The sequence below is a fragment of the Kribbella sp. CCNWLW201 genome, from assembly GCF_037203805.1.
In the GTDB taxonomy this organism is placed as follows: Bacteria; Actinomycetota; Actinomycetes; order Propionibacteriales; family Kribbellaceae; genus Kribbella.
The window spans coordinates 698,938-713,624 of the sequence record NZ_JBBCBQ010000001.1 but is presented as its reverse complement, the minus strand read 5'-3'; the positions used below and the strand labels follow the sequence as shown (position 1 = coordinate 713,624).

Here is a 14,687-nt window from a genome sequence, read left to right as displayed (position 1 = left end):
AGCGTGAGCCGCATGACTGAGAACCCTGGAGAACTGGTGGAGCAGGCGGTCGAGCGCTCGCTCCTGCTGGTCGAGACCTGGCCGGCCTGGGACGGGCAGCCGCTCACGGCCGACGACGGGCGGATATACACCCCGCACAAGGCGGTCCGCCGGATCGCTGATCACATCGTCGACCATCTCGCCGAGGTTGAGGCGCTGCTGGCCGCCGTACCGACCCAGCCGGATGAGTGGCATGCGAGTGCGATCACCTCGCAGGCGGACCTCGCACCTTTCACGGTCGACGACGCGAAGGAGGCCGAGCAGCGGCTGCGGCGGCTCGGCCGGACCTTCGCGCTGCGGTACGCGGCGCTCGATCCGGCCGAGTGGGACAAGGACCGCAGTCCCAACTGGACCCTCCGCCAGATCGCCGAACACCTGACGGAGTCCGAGTGGTACGCCGATCAAGTCGGCAACCTCAGAAGAGCCGGGCGGCCTTGATCTCGGCGGGTTCCTCCAGGTCCAGCAGGAACTGCTTCCGCTTGAGCCCGCCCGCGTAGCCGGTCAACGATCCGTTCTTCCCGACCACCCGGTGACACGGGATGACGATCGACAGTGGGTTCTGCCCGACCGCCTTCCCGACGGCCTGTGCCGTGTCCCCGAGTCGCTCCGCGAGTTCGCCGTACGACGTCGTCGCGCCGTACGGGATCTCCTCGAGCAGTGACCAGACGCGGCGCTGGAACGCGTCGCCGCGCCGGACGGTCGGGAGGTCGAAGGAGGTGCGCTTGCCGGTCAGGTACTCGTCCAGTTGGCGGCTTGCCTCGGCGATGACCGGGTCGCTGGCTGCGACCCGGTCACCGAGGGTGTCCGGCGTCGGCTTCACCCAGTGGTGCGGGAAGTAGACGCCGGCCAGTGCATCGGCTGAGGCGACCAGGGTGAGGTCCCCGATCCGGGTGCTGACGATCGCGTGCCTGTTCATACCTATGGAACGGATCCGCACCCGGAGGTGTGAGGCCTCAGGAGCTGATGCGTTCCCGGGTCCGGCTCCGGAACTCCCGGCCGATCGTGGTCACATCCGCATGATGCAGATCGGCCACCGCGATCCCCGGCTTGCCATCCGCCGGGCCCTCGGCCACCAGGTTGCCGCGGGGATCGATCACGCTCGACTCCAGACCGCCGTCCGGATTGGCCGCCGCGGCCAGGCTGATCCAGTAGGTGTTCGTCACGGCGATCCCGCGGCTCTGGACCCCGATGTGCTCGTTCTGCGGGGTGTGGCTGCAGTAGGACACCAGTACGCCGTCGACATCGAGCCGGTCGTACTCGGTGAACAACTCCGCGAAGAGCACGTCCAGCCCCAGGGCGAGGCCGAACCGGTATCCGTCGACCTCGAAGGTCACCGGCTCCTTGCCAGGGGTGTACATCCAGGTGACCTTGGTGGTCGACAGCGTGCGTTCGTCGTACCGCGTGACCACTTTGCCCTGGTCGGAGACGACGTACATGCTGTTGTGCGGTCGGGTCGGCTCCGGCAGTTGGTACACCGAGGGAATCACTGTCCAGATCCCCAGCTCACGCGAGAGTGCGGTGATCTTGTCGAGCTCCTCCTCGAGCACCGTCCAGTCGGCCTTGCTCCAATCGGAGGGACCGATCTCGTCCGGGCCGAGCTCGGACATCACGCGCTTGCTGGGGAAGCAGATCGCGCCCTCGGTGAAGTGCACCAGGCGGGCACCCGCGTCGGCGGCCTGCTGCATCAGTCTGCGGACCTCGGCCCCGCTGTCACGCAGCGCGGCTGAATCCGTCGGGTCTTCGCGAACGGTCGACTGGGCGACGGCGATTCGCAGGGTGTTTTCCGGCATGTCTTCTCCTGTCAGAGTCTGACTCTGGGTCGGACGGAAGTGCCGGAGGGCAGCCGTATAGGACTCGCCCGTTTTGGCGGCGCGGGCTCGAACCCGTCGCTTGAAGTTCCTGTGCGCTGTCATCTGGCCTTCCACGCACTCGAACGCGATCCCCCAGCGATCCCGTCGAGGCAGGAGACCAGGACGAGCGGCCCGAGACAGGAAGTCCCTTTGCCTTCTCAGCGAGACCGGGCTGGGGCCGATCAACGAAGGTGCGGCGCGGGCCGCGCCGGACCCACATCTTTCCCGACCCCGATCGCCATCGTCAAACCCCCACGCCGAGGTCCGAACGACAGGAGGTAGTCGGTCCCGAGGGTGGTTTCGGGGCGACCGCACGCCTGTGACGCGCCGCCGACGCGGGATACCTCCTGTCGTTCGGGCCCCCGGAGGCATATCCGCTGGGACGATGAGGTTGTCTTGGGGGACGGGTAGACGAGGTTGGGAGCAGAGGGTGAGCATTCGCGTCGGGTACAAGGCGTCGGCGGAGCAGTTCGGGCCGCGGGAGCTGGTGGAGTACTCCGTCCGGGCCGAGGAGCTCGGGCTCGACAGTGTGACCGTGTCGGACCATTTCCTGCCGTGGCGGCACGAGGGCGGCCACGCGCCGTTCGCGCTTGCCTGGCTGGCGGCGGTCGGTGAGCGGACCAACCGGGTGCTGCTGGGGACGTCGGTGCTGACACCGACCTTCCGGTACAACCCGGCGGTGATCGCCCAGGCGTTCGCGACCATGGGCGTGCTGTACCCGGACCGTGTGATGCTCGGCGTCGGCACCGGTGAGGCGCTGAACGAGATCGCCGTCTCCGGGCGGGAGTGGCCCGAGTTCAAGGAGCGGTTCGCCCGGCTGCGGGAGTCGGTGCAGCTGATCCGCGACCTGTGGACGAAAGAGGGCGTCAGCTCCGAGGGCCCGTTCTACCCGACTGTCGACGCGTTCATCTACGACCGGCCGGAGACCCCGATCAAGGTGTACGTCGCCGCCGGCGGACCGCTCGTGGCCAAGTACGCCGGTCGCGCGGGTGACGGCTTCATCGCGACGTCCGGCAAGGGCATGGACCTCTACACCGAGAAGCTGATCCCCGCGGTCAAGGAAGGTGCGGAGAAGGCCGGCAAGAAGTTCGAGGATCTGGACCGGATGCTCGAGGTCAAGGTCTCCTACGACCGGGATCCTTCGCAGGCTTTGGAGAACACCAGGTTCTGGGCGCCGCTGTCCTTGACGCCGGAGCAGAAGCACAGCGTGACGAGCGCGACCGAGATGGAGCGGCTGGCCGACGAGCTGCCGATCGAGCAGGTCGCCAAGCGCTGGATCGTCGCCTCCGACCCCGAAGAGGTCGTCAAGGAGTTCCAGCCGTACCTGGACGCCGGCTTCAACCACTTCGTCGTCCACGGACCGGGTCACGACCAGGAGCGGTTCCTGACCCAGTTCACCACCGACGTTCTGCCCTTGCTGCGGAAGCTGGGCTAACTGTTAGCGCAGATCCTCCGAGAAGGCCTTGCCGGCCTGGGTGAGCAGCGGGACCGCACGTTCGAGCAAGTCCTCTGACATCCGGCCGGCAGGTCCGGAGACCGAGATCGCCAGCCGGGACGGTGCGTCGGGCACCGCCACAGCGACGCAACGTACGCCGAGCTCCTGCTCGCCCTCGTCGGTCGCGTAACCGTGCTCCTCGACGGCGCGCAACTGGGCCGCGAACGCGTCCGGGTCGGTGATGGTGTTGTCGGTGTGCTTGGGCATGCCGGTGCGGTGCAGGAGTTCGCGCACCTCGGCCTCTGGCAGTTGCGCGAGGATCGCCTTGCCGACGGCGGTGCAGTGCGGCAGCACTCGACGGCCGACCTCGGTGAACATCCGCATCGAGTGCCGGGACTGGACCTGTGCGAGGTACACGATCTGATCGCCGTCGAGCATCGCCATGTTGGCCGATTCGCCGAGCTCGTCGACCAGCCGGGTCAGATGCGGGCGGGCCCAGACGCTCAACATGTGCGAGGAGCTCTCGCCGAGCCGGATCAGCCGCGGGCCGAGAACGTACTGCCGGGACGGCTCCTGGCGCAGGTAGCCGAGGTCGACGAGGGTGCGCACCAGCCGGTGGATCGTCGGCAGCGGCAGACCCGAAGCCGTGGCGAGCTGGGACAGGCCCATCATTCCGCCCGCATCAGCCATCGTCTCGAGCAACCCGAACGCCCGCTCGATCGACTGCACGCTCCCCGAGCGACCCTTGCCCTCATTCTTCTCCGCCACCGCACACCACCCTTTCCGGATCACGGAAGTTTAGCGTCAGATACCGGACATTGCGGCTTCCGCAGAGTAGATATTAGTATCCGCGATACGGAAACTGCCGTCAAGACGAACGAGGTGTGCTCTGATGACTCACGTGGACGATCTCGCCGGTGAGCTGGATCGGCTGCTCGCGGCGGCCGACGCGGACCTGGCCACGCGGTACCCGGGTGATCGCGGCGTCCGGCAACCCGTGCACACCGTCTACGTCCCCGCCGACCGGTTCGCTGCCGGCACTGTCCGCGAGTGGGCCTCGCAGGCGAAGGATGTACTCGGTGAGGCGCCGACAGGGCTGACCGAGGCGCTGGACCTGCCGGCCGAGCTGGGGGCCGAGCTGCACCGACGGGTCCGCGCGAAACTCGAGCGCGAGCCGATCGAGGACCTGCGGATCGACTTCGAGGACGGCTACGGGACCAGGCCCGACGAGCAGGAGGATGCCGCCGCGGTCGACGCGGCCCGAGCCCTGGCCAAGACCGTCGGCGATGGCACGGCGACGCCGTACCACGGTCTTCGGATCAAGTCTCTCGAGGCGCCGAGTCGCCGGCGCGGGCTGCGCACGCTCGATCTCTTCATTCGCGAGTTCGCCGGTGCACTGACCGACGGCTTCGTGATCACGCTTCCCAAGGTGACCTCGGTCGAGCAGGTCGAGGCGATGCTGGTCGTATTGTCGACAATCGAACAGGCAAACAATCTGCCCGCCGAATCGCTGAAGTTCGAGATCCAGATCGAGACGCCGCAGGCGATCCTCGGCCCCGACGGCAGTGCGCTGGTCGCGCGGATGATCCACGCCGGCAGCGGCCGGGTCACCGGTCTGCACTACGGCACCTATGACTACTCGGCTTCGCTCGGCGTCGCAGCGGCGTACCAAAGCATGGATCACCCAGTCGCCGATCACGCCAAGGACGTCATGCAGTTGGCCGCTGCGGGGACCGGAGTGTTCGTCTCCGACGGCTCGACGAACGTTCTTCCCGTCGGTGATCGCGAGGCCGTGCATGCCGCCTGGCGACTGCACTTCGGTCTGGTCCGTCGATCGCTTGCCCGCGGCATCTATCAGGGCTGGGACATGCATCCGGCCCAGCTGCCGACCCGGTATGCGGCGACGTACCTCTTCTACCGCGAGGGCCTGAACACCGCGGGCGCTCGGCTGCGCGCGTACGTCGGCGGCGGAAACTCCGGCTACCTCGACGAGCCCGCGACAGCGGCAGCGCTGGCGGGCTACGTGCTGCGTGGGCTCGAGTGTGGTGCCGTCGCCCCGGCTGAGGTCGACGAGCTGATCGGTGTGGACACGGCGGGGCTGGCGAAGTTGGCTCGGCGACCAGTGCGGTCGTGACCACACCGGGCTAGCCTCGCGACATGCGACTGGTAGCGGAGTTCACCACCGAGCCCTTCGATGTCGAGGGTCAGCCGCCCACCCACGCCACCGAGGCTTTCCAGGCTGCTCAGGAGGCCGGGCTGGACTGCGAGTTCGGGCCGTTGGGTACGTCGGTCCGTGGCGAGGAAGAACAGTTGCTGCCGGCGCTGAGCGGCGTACTGCAGGCTGCGTTCGCGGGCGGCGCCAGCCAGGTGACCCTGCAGGTACGGCGTGATGGCGTCAAGCTGCCGCGCGCCGGTGGCAGCGGGGTGAGTGCGCTGCTGGCGGAGGTTGCCGCGGAGCTCGGCGGGCCGTTGAGTGAGTTGTCCCGGGGTGAGAAGCAGCGGGCCGTGCTGCTGCTCGAGGCCAAGGGAGCGTTCGAGTACCGCAAGTCGGCGGAGATCGTGGCGGAGGCCCTCGGAGTCACCCGCTTCACCGTCTACAACTACCTGAACCGGGCCCGCGACTGAGAAATTCAACAAACTGTTGACGGAGCGCGTGAGTGCGTGCCACTCTCGTCATACGGAAATTCGATTTCGTGATTCGAGAAGGTGTGACCGTGGATCTGCAGGAGTTCAACGCCGCTCCGGACGACCGGCTGCGCCCGCTGCTGGCGGCCTGCTGCGACGTCCCGCGCTGGGTCGACGGCATCCTGGTCGGCCGACCGTACGGCGACATCGAGCAGCTGACCCGCACTGCGGACAAGGCATTGCGAGAGCTCGACGCCGATGACGTCGACCGGGCTCTGGCTGCCCACCCGCGCATCGGAGACCGGGCGGCCGGTGCCAGTACCGAGGCTTCCTGGTCGCGCAACGAGCAGTCCGGCGTCGGTGATGACCCCGATGTTCGTGCGGCGCTCGCGGCGGGCAATCGCGAGTACGAGGAGCGGTTCGGTCGCGTCTTCCTGATCTGCGCGACCGGCTTGTCGGCCGAGGAGATGCTGGCCAGCCTGCGCGAACGCCTCACGCATGACGAGGTCGCCGAGGCGGCCGTCGTACAGGAAGAACTCCGGAAGATCGCACTCCTTCGGCTCGCAAAGGTTGTCGCATGAGCTCTGTAAGCACCCACGTTCTCGACACCGGACTCGGGCAGCCCGCGGCCGGCGTACCGGTCCGCCTGTTCCGGATCACCGACGGTCGGGCCGACGTACTCATCGGATCCGGTACGACGGATGCCGACGGGCGGATCACCGACTTCGAACCCGGGCTCCAGCCCGGCAGGTACCAGCTGTGGTTCGACGTCACCGCGTACGCGGAAGCCTCCGGCCAGAGCATCTTCTTTCCCGAGGTCACCGTGACCTTCACGATCTCCGACGAGCGGCACCACCACGTCCCGCTGCTGCTCAGCCCGTTCGCCTATTCCACCTATCGAGGGAGCTGACCCATGGCCATCCACCTGGGCGCGAACCAGTACGGCAAGGCCGAGAGCCGGGTCGTCCGCATCTACCGTGACTCGCCGCGCCACCAGATCCGCGACCTGAACGTCTCGTCCGCCCTCCGCGGCACCTTCGAGGACGCGCACACCACCGGCGACCAGGCCGACGTCCTGCCGACCGACACCCAGAAGAACACCGCGTTCGCCTTCGCCAAGGAGAAGGGTGTCGGTGCGATCGAGGACTATGCGCTGACGCTCGGCGGCCACTTCATCGACTCCGCGCCTGCCGCCGAGGGCGCCCGGATCGAGGTCGAGGAGTACACCTGGGAACGGATCCCGGTCGATGGCGAAGGTCACGCCCACTCCTTCGTCCGGGCCGGCAGCGGCGTCCGTACGACGGTCGTCAACGTCGAGGGCCGTGGTTCCTCGCGGAAGTCGTATGTTGTGTCCGGCATTCGCGATCTCGTCGTACTGAAGTCGACCGGGTCGGAGTTCCACGGGTTCCTGAAGGACAAGTACACGACGCTGCCGGAGACGAATGACCGGATCCTCGCGACGTCGCTGGTGGCTCGGTGGCGTTACGACCACACGGATGTCGACTGGGACAAGTCGTACGAGGAGATCAAGGCGCTGCTGTTGGAGCAGTTCGCCAAGATCCACAGCCTGGCGCTGCAGCAGACCCTGTACGGGATGGGCGAGGCGGTGCTCGAGCGGCACCCCGAGGTCGCGGAGATCAAGTTCTCGGCGCCGAACAAGCACCACTTCCTGGTCGACCTCAGCCCTTTCGGCCTGGAGAACCCTAACGAGGTGTTCATCGCCGCGGACCGCCCGTACGGCCTGATCGAGGCGACCGTGGTCCGCGACGACGCCTCCGACGCCGGCTCTGCGTGGCACGCCGTACCAGGGTTCGTGTAGGAACCTCCAACCGCGCGCTGGCTGGCGGGCGGAAGTTCGTGTTCGCTGCCGGTGACGGGCCCTCGGGCAGCCGAGTTGACTGACCCGCATGAACACAACGCCGATCGTCATCGACGGGGCGGTCGTGGTCACCCTCGACCGCACCCGCCGCGAGTTCACCGGCCACGTTGTTGCTGAAGGCAACCGCATCGTCGCGGTCGGGCCCGGGCCTGCACCGGCGGTCTATGACGGAGCGAGGGTGGTCGACGGGCGCGGGTGTCTGCTGACGCCCGGGTTCGTCAACACCCACCAGCACCTCTATCAGTGGGTGACTCGCGGCCTCGCCGCCGACGCGACGCTGTTCGGGTGGCTGACCACGCTCTACCCGGTGTGGGCCGGCATCGACGACGAGTCCGTCCACGTGGCCGCACAGGCCGCGCTGGCCCAGCTCGCGCGCACCGGCTGCACCACGGCGGCCGACCATCACTACGTCTTCCCCCGGGACAGCAAGGACCTGCTCGAGGCGGAGATCCTGGCCGCCGCGCAGGTCGGCCTGCGGTTCCACCCGGCGCGCGGATCGATGGACCTCAGCCAGAAGGACGGCGGCCTGCCACCGGACTCGGTGGTCGAGGACCGCGACGAGATCCTGGCCGCGACCGAGGCCGCGATCAACCGCTGGCACGACCCGAGCCCGGACTCGATGCTGCAGATCGTGGTCGCGCCTTGTTCGCCGTTCAGCGTCACCGGTGAGCTCATGCGAGAGGCCGCCGTACTGGCCCGCCGCAAGGGCGTCCGGCTCCACACACATTTGGCCGAAACCACCGACGAGTCTGACTGGTGCTTGGGGAATCACGGCTGCACGCCGTTGGAGTACGCCGCTGAGCTCGGCTGGACCGGGTCGGACGTTTGGTTCGCTCATGGGATCCATTTCGATGGTGTTGAGATCGCGCGGTTGGGCTCGTCGGGCACCGGGATCGCGCACTGCCCGAGCTCCAACGCCCGCCTGGGCGCCGGGATCGCACGTGCCGCCGACCTACGGGCTGCGGGGAGCCCGGTCGGGCTCGGCGTGGATGGTGCCGCAAGCAACGAAGCAGGAAGTTTGGTGGAGGAGATGCGTCACGCCCTGCTCTTCGCCCGCGCACGCGGCGGCCCCGAGGCCCTGGACGTTCGCGTGGCCCTGGAGATGGCAACTCTCGACGGCGCCCGAATCCTCGGCCGCGAAAACGAGATCGGCTCGCTGGAAGTAGGCAAACTAGCCGACCTAGCCCTCTGGCGCCTCGACACCTTCGAACACGCCGGCATCGCTGACCCCGTAGCCGCCCTGGTCCTTGGCACACCCCCACCGCTCGACCTTCTCCTGGTCAACGGTCGCCCAGTGGTCGAACACGACAGGGTCCTCACAGTCGACGAATCGACCCTCGCCGTACAGGTAGCAAAGACCCAGAAACACCTGCTATCCAAGGCCGGCTGACCCTCGCAGCCGGCTACGCCCGCTCGTTCGTCGCGTGCTCGCCCGGCAGCCCCACCCACCCTTTGGCGCGGCTGTCGCCGCTGAGTTGCGTGCTGTCGCACGCCTGTGGTGGCCCGATCCCGTGGTCAGTGAGACCACCGTGTCCCACGAACTCGTTGTTCTCGGGGGCGGTCACGTTTGGATGGTTGAGGACCGCGGCGCATCTGCCGCAAGCCGCGCAGCCGATGTGCGCACGGTGATTCGAAGCATCCTATGGGGGTCACGGTTCGTGTGAGTTGCAGGAATCAGCGGCTGTCGGTGTGTACTGATCGGGCAAGGATGGCCAGCGCTGCGAGGCCCACGCCGACCAGGTCGCGTGCTCTGGTGGGACGGGTGGGATCTGAGAACCTCGCAGTTCTTCGTCGTCCGGCGCTTGAAACTGAGCCCGCCATTGCTCGAGTTCAACGTCGGTCATGTGGAAGGTTTGATCGGGCGTGGTCGCGAACCGATTGGTGACACGCCTGCGTTGCTCCTCGTGGTCTATTGGCAGGTACACGACTTGGCTACGCGCGCCGACGGCCCCGGCGATCCAGCGGAGCGCTGATCGTTCGTCCTTTCCCCAGAACCCGAAGTCGAAGACGACATTGGTGCCCAGCTCCGCGGCCCGCATGCCGAGCTGGACCAGCTTGCCTTCGACGAGGTCACGCTTGTCTGGTGGGTTTTGATCGCCGAACAGCATGATCTGCCACTCGTCTGGTGTCAGCCGTAGGGCCGACGCGCTGATCTCCAGTCCCTTCGCGTGAGTTGTCTTCCCTGCGCCGGGAAGGCCAACGATCAGGTACACGGTTGCAGGTCCGACGCGCGGATCCATCGGCTCGGGGTGCTTGGGTGCGTACATGTGGCGGCTCCTGGGAGATGGCAGGGGCCAGGCAACGCGAAACGGCCGCCCGGCAAGGAAGCCGGCGGCGCGGAACCGAGGAACTTACCTACAGACTGTCCCAGCGCCGTCAGCGAAACGGCAGGGACGAGTCACGGACGCACCAGCACACATGCCCGCAACTCTACCGATGAATGGGCGGGTCGCTCGCCGTTGCACCTCGGTTGCCGTTGACACGGCCGTCCAGGCCCGGCACGATCGGTGCACGGCGTTGCCGACGCCCAGCCTCCTGAGGATCTGCCCCAGCCAGGCCCTTGAGAAGGCGAAGGGGATCCTGCCCTCAAGGCTGCTGCCATCCAAGCCTGTTTCGAGTGCCGCTTCGCTGGGGGAATGGGCACGTCGAGGAGGCTTGTCATGACCAAAGAGGGCAGTTTCAAGCGCGCAGTGCGTCAGCGGGCACAAGCGACCGGATTGCGGTACACCGAGGCCCGCGCCGCGCTGGAGAAGGGCCGTACGTCGCCGTTTGCTCGCACTCGCCCCGTCGAGTTCGCGGAACTGAGAGCGCACCTCGAGACTCGATACGGCATCAGCATCACCTCGATCGCGCCCATCGACGACGACCCCGAGACGCGCCCTCGCGGGTCCTGGATCGGCCACTACCCCTGGACGCTGGTTGTCAAGCGAGAGGACGGCTCGCCCTGGATCGCTCGAGTCTTCTCCTCGGCAGCGGACACGGTCGGCCGCGTCGAGGGCGATGCGGAGATCCTGCGGTTCCTGGCCCTACACGACTTCCCCGCTGAACGGCCCGCGCACGACAGTCCCGTGTCAGTGCTCGAGGGAAGCGGCGTGATCGTGACCGAGTACGTCGAGGGCGGACGCCCGACCCAGTCGCCGGCGGTGCTCCACGAGCTGGCGAGCCTGCTCGGCCGCCTGCACAAACTGCCCGCGGCCGGTGGTGCGGTCGCGCGGGACGGTGGGTCGGAGGAGCACGACGGCGCCTTCTTCGCGGGACGACCGAAGCAGGATCTCGCGGCGGCGATGAGCTTCCTGGTAAGCGTCGAGGACGCCGTCGCTCCCGAGGGTCGCGAGATGTTCGAGTGGCTCCGCGACAAGGTCGAGCACGCCGACGACGCGGAAGGCCTGCCCGAGGCGTTCACCCACGGGAACTACCACGCATGGGCGGCCGTCGGCAGACCGGGCAACCTCGCTATCGTCGGCTGGGCAGGGTCCGGGCGCGGACCCCGCCTGCCCGCCCTCGCCTGGCTGCTGACGACCGCTGGGGAGGGCGATGGGGAGGGTATCGACGCTGCCGCGCGCGGGTATCGCGAGCACGTTCAGCTCACCGGTGAGGAGCTCGAGCGGCTGCCCGGCGTACTGGCCATGCGACCGCTGTGGCTCGCGTGCCTCGACTACCGGGAGTCGGCGCGCAGCGGGTCCACCCCGTCGATGGACGAGGGGTGGATCGGCTGGCTCGCGCGCCCCGAGCACGCCGAACGACTAGCTGCCCGGGCGATCGCGTCGTTGCGAGGCTGAGCCGCGCGCTGCTTCACAGGGCTCGCCGCGTGGGGGCAACACTGCCGCGAGCTCGATCGATGGCGGACCAGAGCGGTCGTGGCGAGCTCCTATGCGGTCGAATCGGCTGGCCATCTCGGGGGTGCGTCTTGCCGCCTGCACTCAGCCCAGTCAGGACCTATCAGGAGACGCCGGACGGGGAGACCATAGCGCTAGCGCGGGGAGCTCTACTCCTCCCAACCATCCAGCTCGGTGATGCGCCATGGGTCGCCTGGTCCGGATCGCTGGGCAATGTGTCCCGGCGCCATAGTCGCTAGCTGAGCGATAGAGCTGTTGATCTCGATCGCGTGAGTGATGTGTGTGGCAACCGAGGCACCAGGCGGGTTGGGATCGTTGACACCATCGCCGACGAGCCAGGAGCCGTCGGGCGCGTGAATCACCTGGCGGGCGGGCTGTTCACCCGAGAGCACCGTCCTTTGAACGACGGCGCCCAAATTGCTCGGGAAGCGCTGGTTCTCGAAAGGAAACGTGAGGTGCTGGAACATCTCGCGCTCATCGGTCATCGTCTGGCGCCTTCGGCTTTGGTCGAGTCGTCTGCACGGGCAGTCTGTCAGCGCGGCAGGTGCGCCTCGCTAGCGGGTTTGCTAACAACGATCTCGGACAAGGCCGCGAGACCACCTGGCGATGCCGCCGTCGGGCACGACTGTCGCAGATCACCGGCAGACGATTTGCCTGCGCATCAGCTGACGAAGGAGAACGCCCGTACTTACGCATCTGCCGGGTTGACCTCTTAAGACCTCCGATGGCAGGGAGCCGCGGTCCGCGCTCGTGCCGCGTTCGGTTCAGTCGCCCACGAAAGCCAGAGCGAGGTCGTCGTGCCGACACCGCTCGGCAAGGACCTGAAGTCGAGTAGGCCACGCCTCTCCGGACCGTCCTTCGCCACGGGCAGAGCCGCCTCGATGTCAGCAAGTAGGGCAGGCATGGAGGACGAGTGCCAGATCCTCTCCGCATACAGATCGATGGCGCTGAGCGCCGGGTACGTACTGTCTTCGATGAGCCGGTCGAAGTCTCCCGCGGCGTCGAAGGTTCCTCCGGCTGGATCGGGCAACCGACGCAGTGGCTTTCCGTCCCGTCCTAGCAGCTGCACAACAATCGGCAGGACGTCCACTGTGCCCCAGATGCTCGTGGAAGCCCTGTCATGCCGTTGAGCGTCAGCGCTTTCTGGTGCGCGGCGACATCATCCGGTGGCGCTCGTGGAGAGCGCGGTCGACGGCAGCCTGGACGCCCTCACTACCCACCCACTGGAGGATGTCAGGCAGGGTCTCGCGCCAACTCACACCCTCGGGCAACTTGTCGGGGAGAGGGTCTCCGACCGACCTGGAGCCTGTTTCGGGAAAGACCTCTTCGTAGGGCTGACCGGTCCGCGCTGCGATCAGTACGTCGTACTGCCACGCCTTGGCTCCGGGTCTTGGCGCAACGTCGAGGAGCCACTGTGAGCGGTCCACGGTGATGCGTACCTCTGCATCTCCCACGTTGACGAACTCGGCGCCGAACGTGCCTTCCCCGCGGTGGAACTCAGGGTGTATCCGTTGGCGGTCAACCACGCAATCGTCTCCCGCACGTCGTCGGGAGCGAACCGTTGCAGGAACTCCCTGACCTCAAGATCCTCCACGTGGCCAGGGTAGGGAATCGCAGTCTCATACCGCGATGCGTATTTTTCGGCGTCCCTCCGCCCCGGCAGTGGTTGGCGCAGGTTTACTGGGGTCGGTGAAAGCGCAGTGGCGGGTCTTGGTCGACCATCGGGACTTTCGTCTTTTGTTCGGTGGTAACTCGATCTCCCTCCTGGGGTCGAGTGTGACGACCGTTGCGTTGCCCTTGACCGCAGTCTTGGTCCTCGGCGCATCGCCAGTACAGATGGGTTTGTTGGGAGCAGTCTCGTTCCTGCCGCACCTTGTCTTGGGCCTGCCGGCCGGGGTGTGGGTCGACCGGCTGTCATACCGCCGAGTCATTGTCGGTGCTGACCTGTTCGCCGCCGCCGCGCTGACTGCAGTGCCGGTCCTGGCCGCGACGGGACTGTTGCAGATGTGGCAGTTGTACGTCGTTGTCGTGATCACCGGGACCTGCAGCCTGTTCTCCACGATCGCGGCCCAGTCGTTCGCGCCCATACTGGTCCCCCGCGGCGAACTGCTGGCAGCCAACAGTGCGTTTTCGCTCAGCAACTCCGTCGTCGCCACCAGCGGCAGTGCCCTCGGCGGCGTCCTGGTTCAACTCCTCACCGCACCAGTCGCGATCGCTGTCGATGCTGCCTCGTTCCTGCTGTCGGCCATCTCGAAGGCGCGGATCACCGTCACGGGCCGATCGACTGCCGCCGACCCGGCCAAAGAGTCGATATTCAAGGGCATCTGGGGTGGCATCCGGGCAGCGCTCGAGCACCCCGCGCTGCGGGCGACCACGATCGCCGCCACTGTCGGCGCTTTGGCCGGTCAGATGCAGGTGGTGATCGTGGTGCTGTTCCTGGTCCGTGATCTCGGCTTGTCGGCTGGACTGGTCGGCCTGGTTATCGCAGTGTCCGGTGTCGCCGGAATCGTCGGCGCCACCATCGGGGTGCAGATCACCGGCCGGCTCGGTAATGGGCCGACCTTCATCGTCGGCATGACACTGTCAAGTCTGGCCGGGCTGGTGATGGCCGCCGCAGGAGGACCGACGGCACTGGCGTTAGCGGTGGTGATCATCGCGCAACTCCTCCGCGGCTGGGGCCCAACGCTGTACGGGATCAACCAGCAGACCATTCGCCAGATCCTGATCCCACCGGAACTCCTCGCCCGAACTCAGGCCACCTGGCGATTCCTGGTCTACGGAATGCAGCCGATCGGAGCCCTCCTCGGCGGCACCCTCGGCGCCCTGGTCGGATTCCGCGCCACCCTGGTGATCAGCAGCCTGGTCATGCTGACCGGCACCACCCTCGCACTGCTCAGCCCACTACGAACCCTGCGCCAACTCCCGGACACCGAGCCCTCAACACACAGTCGTCAATGACCGCAGAGCCCATCTGCCCGCTGCGGCCGGGTCTCGGGAGATCACCTCGCGGACGAGTGTCGTGC

General features: G+C 67.2%; 17 protein-coding genes. 10 read left to right on the top strand and 7 right to left on the bottom strand.

Features of this window, described 5'->3' with window-relative positions; all coding sequences use genetic code 11:
* Window positions 1–12 precede the first annotated feature (12 nt).
* Window positions 13–477 (top strand): hypothetical protein, encoded by a 465-nt coding sequence (locus tag V9K99_RS03250; RefSeq protein ID WP_337007688.1) that lies wholly within the window; start codon window positions 13–15, stop codon window positions 475–477.
* Here the strand turns inward: V9K99_RS03250 and V9K99_RS03245 are convergent.
* Both V9K99_RS03245 and V9K99_RS03240 read right to left on the bottom strand, forming a co-directional pair.
* Window positions 455–955, bottom strand: a complete 501-nt coding sequence (locus tag V9K99_RS03245; protein ID WP_337007687.1) for a methylated-DNA--[protein]-cysteine S-methyltransferase — start codon at window positions 953–955, stop codon at window positions 455–457. The genes V9K99_RS03250 and V9K99_RS03245 overlap by 23 nt on opposite strands.
* 37 nt (window positions 956–992) lie before the next feature.
* Window positions 993–1,829, bottom strand: a complete 837-nt coding sequence (locus V9K99_RS03240) for a carbon-nitrogen hydrolase family protein (protein ID WP_337007686.1) — start codon at window positions 1,827–1,829, stop codon at window positions 993–995.
* 490 nt (window positions 1,830–2,319) lie between these two features.
* On the opposite strand from V9K99_RS03240, the gene fgd reads away from it, so the two are divergent.
* Window positions 2,320–3,324 (top strand): glucose-6-phosphate dehydrogenase (coenzyme-F420), encoded by a 1,005-nt coding sequence (gene fgd, locus V9K99_RS03235; RefSeq protein ID WP_337007685.1) that lies wholly within the window; start codon window positions 2,320–2,322, stop codon window positions 3,322–3,324.
* Between the two features lie 3 nt (window positions 3,325–3,327).
* Here the strand turns inward: fgd and V9K99_RS03230 are convergent, their stop codons facing one another.
* On the bottom strand, window positions 3,328–4,092 hold the full coding sequence (locus V9K99_RS03230) for an IclR family transcriptional regulator (RefSeq protein ID WP_337007684.1): 765 nt from the start codon (window positions 4,090–4,092) through the stop codon (window positions 3,328–3,330).
* A 124-nt stretch (window positions 4,093–4,216) separates the two neighbouring features.
* On the opposite strand from V9K99_RS03230, the gene V9K99_RS03225 reads away from it, so the two are divergent.
* The 6 genes from V9K99_RS03225 to V9K99_RS03200 all read left to right on the top strand — a co-directional run bounded on the left by V9K99_RS03225 (window position 4,217) and on the right by V9K99_RS03200 (window position 9,218).
* Window positions 4,217–5,458 (top strand): DUF6986 family protein, encoded by a 1,242-nt coding sequence (locus V9K99_RS03225; protein WP_337007683.1) that lies wholly within the window; start codon window positions 4,217–4,219, stop codon window positions 5,456–5,458.
* Window positions 5,459–5,481: 23 nt separating this feature from the next.
* Entirely contained in the window at window positions 5,482–5,949 is a 468-nt protein-coding gene (locus V9K99_RS03220) for a helix-turn-helix domain-containing protein (RefSeq protein WP_337007682.1), read from the top strand.
* A gap of 89 nt (window positions 5,950–6,038) precedes the next feature.
* Entirely contained in the window at window positions 6,039–6,530 is a 492-nt protein-coding gene (gene uraD / locus V9K99_RS03215; protein WP_337007681.1) for a 2-oxo-4-hydroxy-4-carboxy-5-ureidoimidazoline decarboxylase, read from the top strand.
* Window positions 6,527–6,859: a hydroxyisourate hydrolase gene (gene uraH, locus V9K99_RS03210; RefSeq protein WP_337007680.1), complete on the top strand. Its 333-nt coding sequence runs from the start codon at window positions 6,527–6,529 to the stop codon at window positions 6,857–6,859. Before uraD ends, uraH begins: the two co-directional genes overlap by 4 nt.
* Before the next feature lie 3 nt (window positions 6,860–6,862).
* A complete protein-coding gene (pucL, locus tag V9K99_RS03205) occupies window positions 6,863–7,768 on the top strand; it encodes a factor-independent urate hydroxylase (RefSeq protein WP_337007679.1) in 906 nt (301 codons plus the stop codon).
* Between the two features lie 88 nt (window positions 7,769–7,856).
* Complete coding sequence (locus V9K99_RS03200; RefSeq protein WP_337007678.1) at window positions 7,857–9,218, top strand: 8-oxoguanine deaminase; 1,362 nt, start codon at window positions 7,857–7,859, stop codon at window positions 9,216–9,218.
* 13 nt (window positions 9,219–9,231) lie between these two features.
* On the opposite strand, the gene V9K99_RS03195 is transcribed toward V9K99_RS03200, so the two are convergent.
* On the bottom strand, window positions 9,232–9,393 hold the full coding sequence (locus tag V9K99_RS03195) for a hypothetical protein (protein WP_337007677.1): 162 nt from the start codon (window positions 9,391–9,393) through the stop codon (window positions 9,232–9,234).
* Window positions 9,394–9,477: 84 nt separating this feature from the next.
* Complete coding sequence (locus tag V9K99_RS03190) at window positions 9,478–10,068, bottom strand: AAA family ATPase (RefSeq protein WP_337007676.1); 591 nt, start codon at window positions 10,066–10,068, stop codon at window positions 9,478–9,480.
* Between the two features lie 420 nt (window positions 10,069–10,488).
* On the opposite strand from V9K99_RS03190, the gene V9K99_RS03185 reads away from it, so the two are divergent.
* Window positions 10,489–11,607, top strand: coding sequence for a phosphotransferase enzyme family protein (locus V9K99_RS03185; protein ID WP_337007675.1), 1,119 nt, complete (start codon window positions 10,489–10,491; stop codon window positions 11,605–11,607).
* Window positions 11,608–11,813: 206 nt separating this feature from the next.
* On the opposite strand, the gene V9K99_RS03180 is transcribed toward V9K99_RS03185, so the two are convergent.
* Complete coding sequence (locus tag V9K99_RS03180; protein WP_337007674.1) at window positions 11,814–12,149, bottom strand: hypothetical protein; 336 nt, start codon at window positions 12,147–12,149, stop codon at window positions 11,814–11,816.
* Window positions 12,150–12,797: 648 nt separating this feature from the next.
* On the bottom strand, window positions 12,798–13,118 hold the full coding sequence (locus V9K99_RS03175; RefSeq protein ID WP_337322876.1) for a hypothetical protein: 321 nt from the start codon (window positions 13,116–13,118) through the stop codon (window positions 12,798–12,800).
* A gap of 175 nt (window positions 13,119–13,293) precedes the next feature.
* Between V9K99_RS03175 and V9K99_RS03170 the strand changes: the two genes are divergently transcribed.
* Entirely contained in the window at window positions 13,294–14,622 is a 1,329-nt protein-coding gene (locus tag V9K99_RS03170; protein WP_337007672.1) for an MFS transporter, read from the top strand.
* The last annotated feature ends 65 nt before the right edge of the window (window positions 14,623–14,687 follow it).